Genomic DNA, 13,870 nt, shown 5'->3' with positions numbered 1-13,870 from the left:
GTTTCCTAATGTTGTATTTGTCGTTCAATTGCTTTTATTATTTTTTGGTTGTCAGCTGATATCGGCATAGCTTTGAATGGACTGACATTCACACCACCAGTATTGCCCGTCGGTAATAAGCCAATACGTGTTTTTGTAAAAGCGCCGATTAATCGGAATGCTTGGCCAACGATTTCCATTAAATTTAGCTTACTAAAACCTTGTTTTAGCATTAAGCAATGAACTAGACAATGTAAGTACGTGGATTTTTGTCCAATGACGTGCGCGTCTTCCAAAAAGCCAAATGCTTTTTGTTCATTTCCGTTTTTTCTCGCCTGTTCAGCTAGCGCAATTTTTTCAAGAACAAATGGTTTTGCGTGATCAGTGTAACCCATAACAATTTATTTCCATATTGATGACTGAAGGATTGCAGTGTAAAGTCTATATCTACTATAGAGTCAAGGTTTCGATGCTAAAAATGAAAATAGGTATGCTCGCTACCAAGTCTGGTTGTTCTGTTCAGACAATTCGCTTTTACGAAAAACAAGGTTTACTGAAGCAACCGTTGCGCAGTGCCAGTAACTATCGCGACTATGATACCTCTGCACTAAAACAGTTAACCTTTATTCGTCAATGTCGTTCGTTAGGTATCTCTATAAATGAAATCCAGCAATTAATTGCTTTACGGGAAGAGCCAGACAGAAGCTGTGAATCAGTCAATCAAATGGTTAACCACCACATCAATGAAGTTTCAGTACGCATTGACGAATTAACAAATTTAAAAGTCGTATTAACTGAAATTGCCTCCTCTTGTTCGGCGGGACATTCTATTGGTGAATGCGGTGTATTGAAAAAACTAGATGTATAAACTGATGGAAATCGTATACCATTTTTAAACGTGAGCCTTTGTTTAACAATTTGGGAAATTGAATGAAAAAAATTGAAGCTATAATTAAACCTTTTAAAATTGATGATGTTAGAGCTGCACTGACGGAGGTTGGTGTCACTGGCCTTACAGTCACAGAGGTAAAAGGTTATGGAAGACAAAAAGGTCACAAAGAAACCTATCGCGGCGCTGAGTACAGTGTGGATTTTTTACCTAAGGTTAAAATTGAACTAGTGGTAACTGACTCTGATGTAGAACGTTGTATCGAAGCGATTATGGAAGTGGCTGCTACCGGTAAAATTGGCGACGGTAAAATTTTTGTCACCCCAGTTGCCCAAGCCATTCGTATTCGCACCGGTGAAGAGAATGATGAGGCACTTTAAGGTCTAATTAATCGGTTTCTACTCGACTAAAAGAAAATAGATTTTAAGCTGAATATTCAGCCATGCATCCAAGTTTGTTTGTAAAGGCAAAAGCTGATGTATTGCAATTACCCATGCTAGATACCTATGAAATTTTAGCCGAGTAAAAACGCCCTTCTTTCTTCGTTTCATAGTGTGAAATGGATAAATCCTTTTATCCTCAAGATATTGCTAATCTAATTGATAAAAGTAGCCTACTGCAAGTCTGTCGTTGATTTAAATAATTTCAATGTGTTGATATCTAATTGTTTGATTATGTTGCGATTTAAAGCCTGCGTTAATTAATTGTTAAATTAGATTAGGGTAATCTAATTTTCCAATAGCTAAACGCAGCTGATGTTTTCATTTTAGGTCTATAGTTTGTGTGAACTCATACAAACCTATTACAGGACTTAACAATGTTTAAACGTACTGTTCCTCTTTTTGCTGCTATTTCACTTGCCTTTTTACCGGCGGTGGCAATTCATTCAGTAACTGCCGCTGAAACTCAAAAAAATATGCATTTTTGGTGGCCCGATAAACTCAATTTGCAACCATTACGCCAACAAGATCCGCGATCAAACCCTTATGGGGATGATTTTAATTATGCAGAAGCATTTGAAACTTTAGATCTTGATGCTGTCAGAAAAGACATTAAAGCTGTTTTAACAGACTCCCAACCTTGGTGGCCTGCAGACTATGGACATTATGGGCCTTTTTTCGTGCGCATGGCTTGGCATAGCACCGGAACCTATCGATTGTCTGATGGCAGAGGGGGCGGCGCAGGTGGACAACAACGATTCGAACCGCTGAATAGTTGGCCTGACAATGTAAGTTTAGACAAAGCTAGACGCTTATTATGGCCAATTAAACAAAAATACGGACGTAAAATTTCTTGGGCTGATCTTATGGTATTAACCGGCAATGTTGCGATGGAATCAATGGGTTTCACAATTTACGGTTTTGCGGGCGGTCGCGAAGATGATTGGGAGCCTGATATGGTGTTCTGGGGACCAGAAACTACCTGGTTAGCTGACGAGCGATATAGTGGTGATAGAGAGCTTCAAAAGCCCCTTGCAGCAGTGCAGATGGGACTTATTTATGTCAATCCAGAAGGACCTAATGGTAATCCTGATCCCTTACTTGCAGCAAAAGATATCAGAGAAACCTTTGGTCGCATGGCAATGAATGACGAGGAGACAGTGGCGCTTATTGCTGGTGGACATACATTTGGTAAAGCCCATGGAGCGCACAAACCAGAAGAATGTTTGGATGCTGAACCTGCTGCTGCGGGCGTCGAAGAACAAGGCTTTGGTTGGAAAAACAAATGTGGTAAAGGCCATTCTGAAGATACTATCACCAGCGGTTTGGAAGGGGCATGGTCGGTCAATCCAACAGCTTGGACAAGTCAATATTTAGATAATCTATTTGCTTTCGAGTGGGTTAAAACCAAAAGTCCCGCAGGTGCAACTCAGTGGATCCCTAAAGATAATGCTGGCGCAAACTTAGTGCCGGATGCTCATGATGCTTCTAAACGTCATGCACCCATCATGTTTACCACCGACTTGTCGTTAAAATTTGATCCTATTTATCGGAAAATTGCGAAGCGTTTTCATGAAGATCCTAAAGAGTTTGAAATGGCATTTTCTAAAGCTTGGTTCAAATTGACCCACCGTGATATGGGACCGAGGTCACGATATGTTGGTGAAGATGCGCCCAAAGTCGATTTAATTTGGCAAGATCCATTGCCAGAAGTGGATTACAAAGTAATAAGTGATAGGGATGTTAGAAAACTCAAAGCGGCAATACTCGATACGGATTTATCCATTGCTGATTTAGTGAGAACTGCTTGGGCCTCAGCTGCGAGTTATCGAGCAACTGATATGCGCGGTGGGGCAAACGGTTCACGTGTTCGACTTGCACCGCAAAAAGACTGGGATGTTAATAATCCACAGGAATTGGCACGGGTTTTAGCCACTTTAGAGTCAGTCCAAACAGAGTTCAATAAAAAATTGAAACGAGGTAAGAAAGTATCCTTGGCTGATGTCATTGTTTTAGGTGGTGGGGCGGCAATTGAAAAAGCGGCCGAAAATGCAGGTTTTAAAGTCGAAGTGCCATTTTACGCAGGTAGAGTCGATGCGACTCAAGCTCAAACAGACGTAGAATCCTTTGCGGTTCTTGAGTCAACTGCAGACGGCTTTAGAAACTATTACGCAAAAGGTGCAGCTTATTCACCGGCAGTGATGTTGGTAGATAAAGCCAATACGTTAAATCTAACGGTGCCTGAAATGACCGTGTTAGTGGGGGGCATGCGAACCTTAGGTGCCAATGCCGACCTAAGTAAACACGGTGTGCTTACAGACAATACTGATAGTTTGAATAATGATTTTTTCGTGAATCTATTAGATATGTCTACCAAGTGGGCGAAGTCTAATGAGCAAGTTGGGTTGTATGAAGGCAGAGATTGGGCGTCAGGTGAACTAAAGTGGACGGCAACACCTGTTGATCTGGTGTTTGGTTCTAATTCAGAGTTACGTGCCGTGTCTGAAGCCTACGCTTCTGATGATGCTAAACAGCAATTTGTAGACGATTTTGTTAAGGCTTGGTCAAAGGTGATGACTGCCGATCGCTTTGACATCCAATAGGCGATTAACAAACTAACATAAAGTAACGGCAACCAATACGGTTGCCGTTTTTACTAGGCTACTGTTTATTTGCGTTTTAGTGAAATAGGAGCTCTAGTTATATGCGCCGCTAGAGTAAATTAATTCGTAGCTGTGGCTGTAAATTTCTAGAATATTTCCGAACGGGTCTTCCATATAGATCATCCGGTATGGCTTTTCACCAGGGTAGTAGTAACGTGGCTTAGGCATGCGTTTCTTGCCACCTGCGGCAACAATTTTATCGGCTAATCCTTCTACATCTGGGTCTTGAACACAAAAATGGAATATACCCGTTTTCCAGTATTCAAAGTTATTATCTGGGTTTTGTTGATCTTTAAATTCAAAAATCTCCACACCTACTCGGTCACCCGTGGACAAGTGGGCTATTTTGAAGCTCTTCCATCCCGCACCAAAAACATCCGTACACATTTCGCCGATAGGACTAGTGTCTTCTAATATTTCTGTTGGCTCCATAATCAGATACCAACCTAAAGTTTGGGTATAAAACTCGACGGCCTTTTCCAGATCTGGAACGGAAATTCCTATATGAGAGAAGGAACGTGGATATTGTTTGTTAGGTATCATTGGTGATGACTCCGTAGTTAGTTTTAATATGGGATTCATACTACAAAGTATTTTTGATTGTGTTAAATTATCAATAATTATTATTTTGATAACAAAAAATTATGATTTTAAATCCTGTTTGGTTAAACACGTTTAAAACTTTATTTGAAAACCGTCATTTCACTCGCACTGCTGAGATTTTGCACATGACTCAGCCAGGCGTAAGTCAACATATCAATAAGTTAGAACAAGCCTGCGGTTATCAGTTGATTAAAAGGCAGAAAAAATCTTTTGATGTAACCTTATCAGGCGAATTGTTATACAAATATATTCTCACCGCCCAACAACAAGAATCTCACTTGCTCGAGAATCTAGGGGCTAATGAAAAGACATCTGGCAAATGCGCGCTTTCTTGTTCAGGCTCGTTAGCTACCTCACTTTATGCGGGGTTTATTGAGTTACAAACACAATACGAAAATTTAGTCATTCATTTAGAAGCGGCACCTAATAATCGTATATTAGAGCAAATTAGCCAAGGCCAAACCGATTTAGGTATTGTTACTGAGAAACCTGACCCATTGCTTTTTTCAAGTGAAGTCATTGGTAGGGAAGAGTTGGTCTTGGTTTTTCCAAGCTCTAAAACAGTAGACGTGGATAATTTGGCTTCTGAGGTAATGGAATTGGGTTTAATTCGTCATCCAGATATTGACCACTATTTGCGTTTGTATCTAGCTCATTGTGATGAAGCGGTTCTGAGCAATTTAGATGTACGTAAAATAAAAACCAAAGGTTACGTGAATCAAATACATCAAATTTTGCTGCCCATTTCCCAAGGCCTTGGGTTCACTGTTTTGCCACGCAGCACAGTGGATAACTTTGAATTGGCAGAACGATTGAAAATACTGGATATCGATAATGTTGTCGCTGAAACCTTATATTTAGTTAAAAAACACAACCGAGATATGCCTGCCAGGTTTGACATGATTAAAACACAAATTAAAAAATCACTTAATTAAGCCTCACGAAGTTAAGTGTTTTTTACGCCTGTTAAATAGTAAATGGCCGTGGTTTATAGGGAATTTAAATTGTATAAAAAATTTCACATTTTTTGTTCTCATATTGACTAGGATCAATACTAATTTGATAAAAAACTGCTTTAATTATAACTAGGACAGGGTTTCGTCCTATTACATTTAAATGTGAGGTAAACCATGTCGATGACGCAGCAAGTAAATATAAATCAAGTGCTCGATGACACCTATGTTGTCCTCTTAGCGGGCGGCCAAGGCAGTCGATTACACGAGTTGACGCAATCAAGAGCCAAACCTGCGTTGGAATTCGGTTGTAATCATCGAATTATTGATTTTCCCCTTTCCAACTGTGCCAATTCGGGTCTGAAAAAAATTGGTGTAGTGACTCAATATAAAGCACAAAGTCTGATACGTCATTTGGTGAATGGATGGGCTAACTATCAACGGGGTTTTAACACTTTCTTAGAGATTATGCCCGCGTCACAGCAAATTAATGCCGACTGGTATACTGGTACTGCTAACGCACTTTATCAAAACTTAGAATTTTTGAAGTCTACCAAAGCAAAATTCATCTTGGTGTTATCTGGCGATCATATCTATAAAATGGATTATCGTACATTACTGACCGAGCATGTTCGTTCAAAGGCAGATATGACAGTGTCATGTATTGAAGTGTCAAAAAATGAAGCTGCAGGTCAATTTGGGGTGATGAACGTCGACAGCAAAGATAGAGTAACCTCATTCGAAGAAAAACCTAGCAATCCACCAAGTTTGCAAGACTCCCCTGGTAAGGTGCTAGCCTCCATGGGCAACTATGTATTTAATACTGATTTTCTTGTTCAACAGTTGGAAAAAGATGCTAAGGACCTTGCGTCAAATCACGATTTTGGTAAGGATATTATTCCCAATATTATTCAACAATTTCATATACAAGCATTTCGCTTTCATGCAAACGACGGAGACACAACAGCCTATTGGAAGGATGTTGGAACGATTGACGCTTATTGGCAAGCTAACATGGCGTTATTGGCGGCTAATCCTGCGGCAAAAGTGAATGATGTTAACTGGCCTATTTGGAGTAACCCTAGTTGTAATGCGCCTACGCAGATTATCAGTGACGAACTTGGACGTTCAGCTAGAATAAAAAATTCACTATTGGCAAATGGCACAACGCTTCAAGTTTGTAGCATAAGTGGTTCTTTGTTGTGCAGTAATGTAACTGTTGATGAAGGTGCGAATGTGATCGATGCGGTTATTTTACCAAATGTTAAAATAGGCAAAAACGCGGTGTTAACTCGTTGCATAATTGATAATGATTGCCATATTCCTGCGGGTCTGAAAATAGGCCTAAATATGCAAGAGGATAGAAAACGTGGCTTTCGTATAAGTGCAAAAGGTATTAGGCTAGTAAATCAGAGTATGATTGATAAATTAGCCTATGTGCAACAGCAGCCTAATCTTTATCAATCTAGTGAAAAAAGTGCAGCAGAAACTGATAGAGCCGCTAATATATTGCCGCCTTTAGTTGAACGAGAAAAAGAAAATACTCACATCTCAACATTTTGAATAAAATTGTGAGACTTTTCGATGGTCATTTGGGACCATTGAATGGAGATTTTAATAGGAGGAGCCATGCTCAAAACTATCCCTACTTTATTGCAGGAAGCGCGACAGAATGTGCGCATGTTAACCGCTGAAGAAGCGAATGCGGAAAAAAAGCAAAATAATGGAATCATTATCGATGTGCGTGAACCCGCTGAATTCGAAGCTGGATCAGCCAGTGGGGCCATTAATGTTCCTAGAGGACTGCTAGAAGTAAAAATGTTAGAGCTTGAGAAAGACCCCAAACGTCCTATTTATTTGCATTGTGCGTCTTCGCTACGGGCTGCGCTTGGAGCTGAGCAGTTGGCAAGAGTCGGTTATGAAAATGTCAGTGTCATTACGTGTTCATTGGATGAAATTAAAAAAGTTTGTTGCTAACTAGGTTTTTTTATCTACCTCAGCACACATTTTCAAAGGTTATAAAAATGAGAGTGTGTGTGAGGGTAAGCTAATATTTATCCCTAACATTCGTAAGCAAATCATTTAAATTCTATCGCAAATTATGCAATTGTGAATCGTACTTATCTGTAGCTTATAGGTTTGCTATCGCTCGGTCATTGTTCTGGCTGTAGCTTCAGATTCGAATACTTCATCAGTACCCATGTCCATTGATTGATCTTTCAAGCGCGTTGCAAAATAAGCTGCAATCAACATACAAATACCACACAATACCAGCGCATTGCGCGGATCACTTTGTAACAATGAGTCATAAAAAAGGCCCACAGTGAACATGCTGAATATTTGCGGTAAACAGATAAAGGCATTAACTAGTCCCATGTAAACACCGATTTGTTTAGCTGGAACAGAATCTGTGACAATAATGAAAGGCATGGTCATGATGCCTGCCCATCCCATCCCTACCAATACCATTGCTGCATAAATTAAATATAAGTTGGTGGTAAAAAGCATTGAGACAAAACCGATTCCTGCCAATCCTAACAACAACGCATAAGTATTTTTCTTACCTAACTTGTGCACAATGGATGGGACTAAGAATGACATACACAAAGTGGTAATGTTCATTACGGTTAATGCAACACCGCCTCTGGCGACACCTTCTGCAAAAAGTTCAGATTCAGGGCCTGGCGCATTGAAGCTATGGCGTGCAATAGACAATCCAAGATATTGCCACATTAAGGGTAAGCCATACCAAGAAAAGAATTTAACCCACCATAGATTTTTAACTTCTTTAGGCATTGTTTTGACTGCGCTGACAATATCCTTAACAGCGCTGAGCATGACATTCTTATTTTTACGTTCGGCTAAAATTTGCTGTAGATTTTCAGGAGGATCTTCTTTAGTGGTGATGGCTGTCCAGGTCATAGTGGTAAGCATGGCAATTACACCAATCACAAAAGAATATTTCACCACATCAGGAATTGAATTGACTGCGCCTTCTTCAGAGATACCTGAAACCCCAACCGCCAGCATTATCAATGGCATTAATCCGGCAAGTATTTGACCGGCCGCCACCATAAAAGTCTGAACCGCATAACCTACAGTACGCTGGGGAGTGTTGAGTTTATCTCCCACCAGGGCACGATAGGGCTCCATAGCTGTATTCATACCTGCATCTAAAATCCAAAACAAGCCAACCGCCATCCAGAGATAGGGCACGTAAGGCATGAACATAACCGCAATACTGCCTACCAATGCGCCGATTAAAAAGAACGGCTTACGTCGACCAAAACGTGTCCAAGTACCATCACTTAGCGCGCCGATTAACGGTTGAATTAGCAATCCGGTAATTGGCCCAGCTAACCATAATATAGGTAATTCCGATTCCACAGCGCCGTGATATCGAAAAATAGGGCTTAAATTGGCCTGCTGTAAACCAAAACCATATTGAATGCCTAAGAACCCGAAGCTCATGTTCCATATTTGCCAAAAGGACAAGGTTGGTTTTTGTTTACTGTATTGCGACATAAGGTTCTCTTTCGATTCTAAAAACAACCACAAATTAGCGGCTGATTGATGTTTGTTAATGTTTTGTTAGTTTCATCTTAATGGTTTAAGAGTTTGAATTCCAGCATTTATTAACTGGAAATTTACAAGTGAATAGGGTTTAACCCGGCACTTTCTAATCTAATTCCGACGATTTAGCGGCTGTTATCGAGCAAGCCGTTCTTCTTTGGTTAGATTTAGCGATTTAATTGTTTTTCTTTTGAATAAAAACAATTGAAAAAATGGAATAAAGTAGCTTTAATCTGAATAACCTTTAAGATTGTTAAGGATTTATTAAGATACTTCTTAAATTTAAGATATCGATTAAGAAGCTGTCTAATTAAACGTTGTCGATAATTTGGTGTGGGTCGTTTGCAAGGGGAAAGTTAAGTGGGAAGAGCAAAAAAGTTGAATCTTAAGCAAGTTGCTGAGGCGTTGGGCGTATCAACCGCGACTGTTTCCAATGCATTTAACCGACCAGATCAATTATCAGCAAAATTGCGCGAGCGCATTCTACTTGAAGCCGCTGATTTGGGCTACCATGGCCCCAATTTAGCCGCTCGTACTTTGCGTCGAGGCGAATCAGACGTGATAGGCGTAATGCTGCTCGATTCACTTAAATACAGTCTGTCAGATCCCGTGGCCAATCAACTCTTGCAGGGGATTGCGGAAGTCTTAGTGGAACGCAATAAACATATGTTGCTGCTATCTAGTCATGCTGATGCGGATCAACAGCGAGGGGCTGAATCTTTACCTGATGGTTTCATTTTGTATGGTGCTATCGATCCACGTTCTTTTAAGTTTATTCTAAAAACGGGTAAACCTGTGGTGGTTGTTGATTCTGAATATAAAGAGACGGCATCTGTTAATATCGACAACCAAAATGGCGCATTCACAATTGCTGAATATGCTATTCGAGATGAAAACGAGCGAGTCGCTATTTTAGGACTTCGTTTAATTGATACTGATAGAGTATGTCGCCTCACCGAGGCCGATCTAAATGAAGACTCACAAGAAGTATCCCATTCCAGATTAGCCGGTTACCGAAAAGCAGCAGAGAAAATAAACTGCCATATTGCAGCGGCCTCAATGTGGCATATTCCTATTAATGATGCTGAGTTGGCAGAAATTGCTGCCCGTGAAGCGTTAACGATGAACCCACGTCCGACGGTATTGTTGTGTATGAGTGATATTATCGCTTTGGCTGCAATTCGTGTTGCTAAGGAATTGAATATTAAGGTGCCAGAAGAGCTCAGTATTACGGGGTTTGATGATATCCCTGAGTCTGCTAGATCAGAACCTGCATTAACCACAGTGTGTCAACAGAGTATCGAAAAAGGCCGAGTGGCGGCTACTTTGCTATTGGATGGCAAAACCAATGAAAATTTGGTGTTAGAAACCAAATTGGTGGTCAGAGACAGCTGCAAACCGAGCTAACTTAGCATATAAATTGACTCGGCAAGTACTTTGCCGAGCAACTGTTAATTATTTACTAGTGACAATTCCTAGTACAACAAAAAGACTGCTATTTGGCGGTCAACCACATCACTTGATAGCCTGCGAGTTGAATGCCATTTTGAGCATGGCTTAAGGTGTTTTTAGAAATATGATCTTGATACTTACTGCCACCAAGCTGCTGTAAAATTTCTGAGTCAATTAGCTGCGGATGCTCACTGAAATTGTTAATAGCTAGCAAAACCTCGCCTTCATCAGAGTATCGTGTGTAAGCAAACACATGTGGGTTTTGATTGTCTAATATTTGAGTATTTGCATCCCCTAATACCGGTAAGTTTTTGCGTAATGCAATTAAATTTTGCAGTTCTTTGGATACTGTATAAGACGTAGACTTAGGGTTTTGCGCGTCGTTTATTGCCTGCTCAGTAAGTGCAATACGGTTGACCCATCGTGCATCATGCAATTTACTCTCATCAAGGCGATAACTGTAATCATTTAATAAGCCAATTTCATCCCCTGAGTAAAGTAATGGAATACCACCAATTGACAAGATAACTGCATTGATTAATTGAATTCGGGCAAGCGCATTTTGAATCAGTTCCTGATCGTTGAGTTCGATACCTTGCTCTAAACCTGCCAATGATGCCATTGAACCACAGACTCTGCAGTCTCCGGTGCTTGGGTTCTCGCCAAATGCGACTCCTTTGGCGAAACTACCGTCGAATCGTCCGGTGTAAAATTGGTTTAAAAATTGTCTATGATTGTGACCATCAATTCCTAAATGTTCAGCCACTTTGTCATCAAAAGTCCAACCAATATCATCATGACAGCGCACATAATTTACCCAATTACATTTGGGTGAAATACTGAAACTCTTTTGCATTGACTGGGTCAGTAAATTGGTCTTGCGCGTGGCAAGGCTATTCCACAATAACGCCATTAACAAAGGATTATAAGACAACTGACATTCTTCAGGATCAATGTACTTGAGCACTTCGTCTGGGTGCACAATTGCTTCAGATTTAAACACCACCGCTGGCGCTGATATTTGCAAACAGCTATTGAAAGCTTGAATTAATTTGTGTGCTTTATCTTGATTTTCACAGGTTGTGCCCATTTCTTTCCAAATGAAGGCGAGGGCATCTAAACGCAATGCTTCGCAACCTAAGTTGGCAAGAAATAACATTTCTGAGGTTATCCCATTAAAAACCGCAGGATTGGAGTAATTTAGATCCCATTGGAAATTATTGAAAGTAGTCCATACCCATTTCTGCGCATCTTCATTCCAGGTGTAGTTACCGCGTCGAACCTGAGGAAAGATTTCTCGTAAATTATGTTCGTACTGGTCGGGAATTGTGCGGTCATCGAACATATAATAAAAATCTTGGAATTCAGGATCACCTTGTTTCGCCGCCAACGCCCATTTGTGTTCATCTGACGTATGGTTAAACACAAAATCCAATACTAAGCTTATACCTTCTTTATTCAAGGCCTTTGCCAGTGCGATTAAATCTTTAGTGGTGCCTAACTTCTGATTAACTTTGCGATAATCGGATACAGCGTAGCCACCGTCACTATCGCCTTTTGGAGAATCATATAGCGGCATCAAGTGAAGGTAGGTTATCCCTAATGATTTTAGATAGGGTATTTTTGCTTGTAAATCTTGAAGGTCTTGAGCAAATAAGTCTACGTAGCACGCCATGCCAAGCATATTTTCATTTTTATACCACAATGGATCTGCAAGACGTTGTTTGTCTTTTTGTTTTAACGCCCTAGAGCGTTCGCCAAAGCCTTTCGCAAGGCAAACTATAAGCTCTTGAAGATAATAGAAAACGTCATAACGATGGCCGTAAATTTCTAGAAAAAGCGTAAATAATTTGGGAAAGTGATTGTGCAATCGTTGCTCAAATAATTGTTGGTCAGCTTTGCTCATCGAAGTCAGATCAATACTGTCTAAGATTCGTTTTAACGAGCGTTTACTCTCAATTTCTAGGTTCATAAATTACCCTGATAAGATATCTTTCTAATTCGATTAAGATTTATTTTATTGATGATACAGCGTGATAAAAGCATTATCAATAACAAATAAATAACATTTGTTAAGAATTTAATGGATTTAACTTAAACGTTACAGTAAAGTTACTTAAATTGCGTTTGTGAACTAACTAAACAGTTATTTGCAAAGGTCTGATACGAAAATCAAGCTAGGGCTTAAATTAACCCGATAGCTTAATCATAGAGTCATAATTTAAGTGGCGCTGTAGCGGGATTAGGTCGTAAGTCAGACGTTAACATTTACTGGTTTAGCTAGGTTTTAACAACATGAGTTAATAAAATTGAGATTTAGAAAATGAATACATATTTTGCAGCGATAGAAGGTGGCGGTACTAAATTCAACTGTGCAATTATCGATAAAGAACGGAAAGTTTTGGTCAGTAGACGCATCGATACTCGCACTCCGGAATACACTATTGGTGAAACGATTACATTCTTTAAACAGCAACAAGAAGCAGGTTATCACTTTAGCCAGCTCGGCTTGGCCAGTTTTGGTCCGATAGATCTTCAACCTCAATCGAAGACTTATGGATATATTACTAAAACCCCAAAACCGTCATGGTCGAACACGCCAATAGTCGGGCAACTGCAAAGCGCTTTAAACTGTAACGTGGTTATTGACACTGATGTGAATGCCGCGGCGCTTGCTGAATGTAAATGGGGTGCGGCAAAACATACATCTGTTTCTGTCTACGTGACCGTTGGCACTGGTGTTGGTGTCGGTATTGTTATCAACGGAGAAACCTTAAAAGGTTTGGTGCATCCTGAGTTGGGCCATATGCTAATTCCTGCGCCAGAGGGAATTAAAGGTGTCTGTCCTTTTCATGGGAATTGTGTTGAAGGGCTGGCTTCAGGCAAGGCGATGAGTGATATTTGGGGCACGCCTGCGGAAACTTTGGCTGATGATCACCGAGCCTGGGACGTGCAAGGGCAAGTGTTGGCAAAGTTAGCCCACAACCTTACGATTAGTTACAGTCCAGAACGAATTATTTTTGGTGGTGGCGTAATGGCCAAACCAGGTTTATTAGATAGAGTGATTAAATACACTGAAGAATCTTTAAGTGGATATGTGGTTTTTCCTAAAGAAATCGATTTACAGCATATTATTCAACGTCCAGGATTAGGTGAGTTTTCGGGGTTATTCGGTGCTTTAGCGCTTGTGATCGATAAGGGATAGTGGCGGAACTGGATTAAATTGAAAAATGTGAACACTTTCAACAAATAAGCATTTGTTTCTATCCGGCTGTCGAGATAAAGTTAACGCTGTATTTTTCCGATTGTAAAAAGGTG

General features: G+C 40.2%; 12 protein-coding genes. 8 read left to right on the top strand and 4 right to left on the bottom strand.

Annotated elements, in window-relative coordinates; all coding sequences use genetic code 11:
* Window positions 1–5 precede the first annotated feature (5 nt).
* Window positions 6–374 carry a DUF3703 domain-containing protein gene (locus ABWV72_RS09780; protein ID WP_353370275.1) on the bottom strand — a complete coding sequence of 123 codons (369 nt, stop codon included), beginning with the start codon at window positions 372–374 and terminating at the stop codon, window positions 6–8.
* Window positions 375–457: 83 nt separating this feature from the next.
* On the opposite strand from ABWV72_RS09780, the gene ABWV72_RS09775 reads away from it, so the two are divergent.
* From ABWV72_RS09775 to katG, 3 genes are all read left to right on the top strand, one after another.
* The gene (locus ABWV72_RS09775) at window positions 458–847 is read left to right on the top strand and encodes a Cd(II)/Pb(II)-responsive transcriptional regulator (RefSeq protein ID WP_216047043.1); all 390 of its coding nucleotides are present in this window, start codon (window positions 458–460) and stop codon (window positions 845–847) included.
* 62 nt (window positions 848–909) lie between these two features.
* Window positions 910–1,248 (top strand): P-II family nitrogen regulator, encoded by a 339-nt coding sequence (locus ABWV72_RS09770; protein ID WP_216046979.1) that lies wholly within the window; start codon window positions 910–912, stop codon window positions 1,246–1,248.
* 437 nt (window positions 1,249–1,685) lie between these two features.
* A complete protein-coding gene (gene katG / locus ABWV72_RS09765) occupies window positions 1,686–3,911 on the top strand; it encodes a catalase/peroxidase HPI (protein ID WP_353370272.1) in 2,226 nt (741 codons plus the stop codon).
* Between the two features lie 93 nt (window positions 3,912–4,004).
* Here the strand turns inward: katG and ABWV72_RS09760 are convergent, their stop codons facing one another.
* Window positions 4,005–4,514 carry a lactoylglutathione lyase family protein gene (locus tag ABWV72_RS09760; RefSeq protein ID WP_342807662.1) on the bottom strand — a complete coding sequence of 170 codons (510 nt, stop codon included), beginning with the start codon at window positions 4,512–4,514 and terminating at the stop codon, window positions 4,005–4,007.
* 101 nt (window positions 4,515–4,615) lie between these two features.
* Between ABWV72_RS09760 and ABWV72_RS09755 the strand changes: the two genes are divergently transcribed.
* From ABWV72_RS09755 to ABWV72_RS09745, 3 genes are all read left to right on the top strand, one after another.
* Window positions 4,616–5,509: a LysR family transcriptional regulator gene (locus ABWV72_RS09755; protein WP_353370270.1), complete on the top strand. Its 894-nt coding sequence runs from the start codon at window positions 4,616–4,618 to the stop codon at window positions 5,507–5,509.
* Window positions 5,510–5,710: 201 nt separating this feature from the next.
* Window positions 5,711–7,090: a glucose-1-phosphate adenylyltransferase gene (glgC, locus tag ABWV72_RS09750; protein WP_353370268.1), complete on the top strand. Its 1,380-nt coding sequence runs from the start codon at window positions 5,711–5,713 to the stop codon at window positions 7,088–7,090.
* Between the two features lie 66 nt (window positions 7,091–7,156).
* Window positions 7,157–7,504, top strand: coding sequence for a rhodanese-like domain-containing protein (locus ABWV72_RS09745; RefSeq protein ID WP_216049493.1), 348 nt, complete (start codon window positions 7,157–7,159; stop codon window positions 7,502–7,504).
* Between the two features lie 165 nt (window positions 7,505–7,669).
* Here the strand turns inward: ABWV72_RS09745 and ABWV72_RS09740 are convergent, their stop codons facing one another.
* Window positions 7,670–9,052 carry an MFS transporter gene (locus tag ABWV72_RS09740; RefSeq protein ID WP_216049494.1) on the bottom strand — a complete coding sequence of 461 codons (1,383 nt, stop codon included), beginning with the start codon at window positions 9,050–9,052 and terminating at the stop codon, window positions 7,670–7,672.
* A gap of 408 nt (window positions 9,053–9,460) precedes the next feature.
* Between ABWV72_RS09740 and ABWV72_RS09735 the strand changes: the two genes are divergently transcribed.
* On the top strand, window positions 9,461–10,507 hold the full coding sequence (locus ABWV72_RS09735) for a LacI family DNA-binding transcriptional regulator (protein ID WP_353370265.1): 1,047 nt from the start codon (window positions 9,461–9,463) through the stop codon (window positions 10,505–10,507).
* An 88-nt stretch (window positions 10,508–10,595) separates the two neighbouring features.
* Here the strand turns inward: ABWV72_RS09735 and ABWV72_RS09730 are convergent, their stop codons facing one another.
* Window positions 10,596–12,524 (bottom strand): amylosucrase, encoded by a 1,929-nt coding sequence (locus ABWV72_RS09730; protein ID WP_353370263.1) that lies wholly within the window; start codon window positions 12,522–12,524, stop codon window positions 10,596–10,598.
* Window positions 12,525–12,875: 351 nt separating this feature from the next.
* Between ABWV72_RS09730 and ABWV72_RS09725 the strand changes: the two genes are divergently transcribed.
* Window positions 12,876–13,757: an ROK family protein gene (locus ABWV72_RS09725; RefSeq protein WP_342807672.1), complete on the top strand. Its 882-nt coding sequence runs from the start codon at window positions 12,876–12,878 to the stop codon at window positions 13,755–13,757.
* Window positions 13,758–13,870: the final 113 nt, after the last annotated feature.

The organism is Aliiglaciecola sp. NS0011-25, assembly GCF_040370605.1.
Lineage (GTDB): Bacteria > Pseudomonadota > Gammaproteobacteria > Enterobacterales > Alteromonadaceae > Aliiglaciecola > Aliiglaciecola lipolytica_A.
The sequence above is the reverse complement of the archived record's forward strand: the minus strand, read 5'-3'. Positions and strand labels throughout refer to the sequence as shown.

Excerpts from the sequence above, each read along its gene's own strand:
- ABWV72_RS09780 (WP_353370275.1), bottom strand. The coding sequence starts at position 374 with ATGGGTTACACTGATCACGCAAAACCATTTGTTCTTGAAAAAATTGCG.
- ABWV72_RS09775 (WP_216047043.1), top strand. The coding sequence starts at position 458 with ATGAAAATAGGTATGCTCGCTACCAAGTCTGGTTGTTCTGTTCAGACA.
- ABWV72_RS09770 (WP_216046979.1), top strand. The coding sequence starts at position 910 with ATGAAAAAAATTGAAGCTATAATTAAACCTTTTAAAATTGATGATGTT.
- katG (WP_353370272.1), top strand. The coding sequence starts at position 1,686 with ATGTTTAAACGTACTGTTCCTCTTTTTGCTGCTATTTCACTTGCCTTT.
- ABWV72_RS09760 (WP_342807662.1), bottom strand. The coding sequence starts at position 4,514 with ATGATACCTAACAAACAATATCCACGTTCCTTCTCTCATATAGGAATT.
- ABWV72_RS09755 (WP_353370270.1), top strand. The coding sequence starts at position 4,616 with ATGATTTTAAATCCTGTTTGGTTAAACACGTTTAAAACTTTATTTGAA.
- glgC (WP_353370268.1), top strand. The coding sequence starts at position 5,711 with ATGACGCAGCAAGTAAATATAAATCAAGTGCTCGATGACACCTATGTT.
- ABWV72_RS09745 (WP_216049493.1), top strand. The coding sequence starts at position 7,157 with ATGCTCAAAACTATCCCTACTTTATTGCAGGAAGCGCGACAGAATGTG.
- ABWV72_RS09740 (WP_216049494.1), bottom strand. The coding sequence starts at position 9,052 with ATGTCGCAATACAGTAAACAAAAACCAACCTTGTCCTTTTGGCAAATA.
- ABWV72_RS09730 (WP_353370263.1), bottom strand. The coding sequence starts at position 12,524 with ATGAACCTAGAAATTGAGAGTAAACGCTCGTTAAAACGAATCTTAGAC.
- ABWV72_RS09725 (WP_342807672.1), top strand. The coding sequence starts at position 12,876 with ATGAATACATATTTTGCAGCGATAGAAGGTGGCGGTACTAAATTCAAC.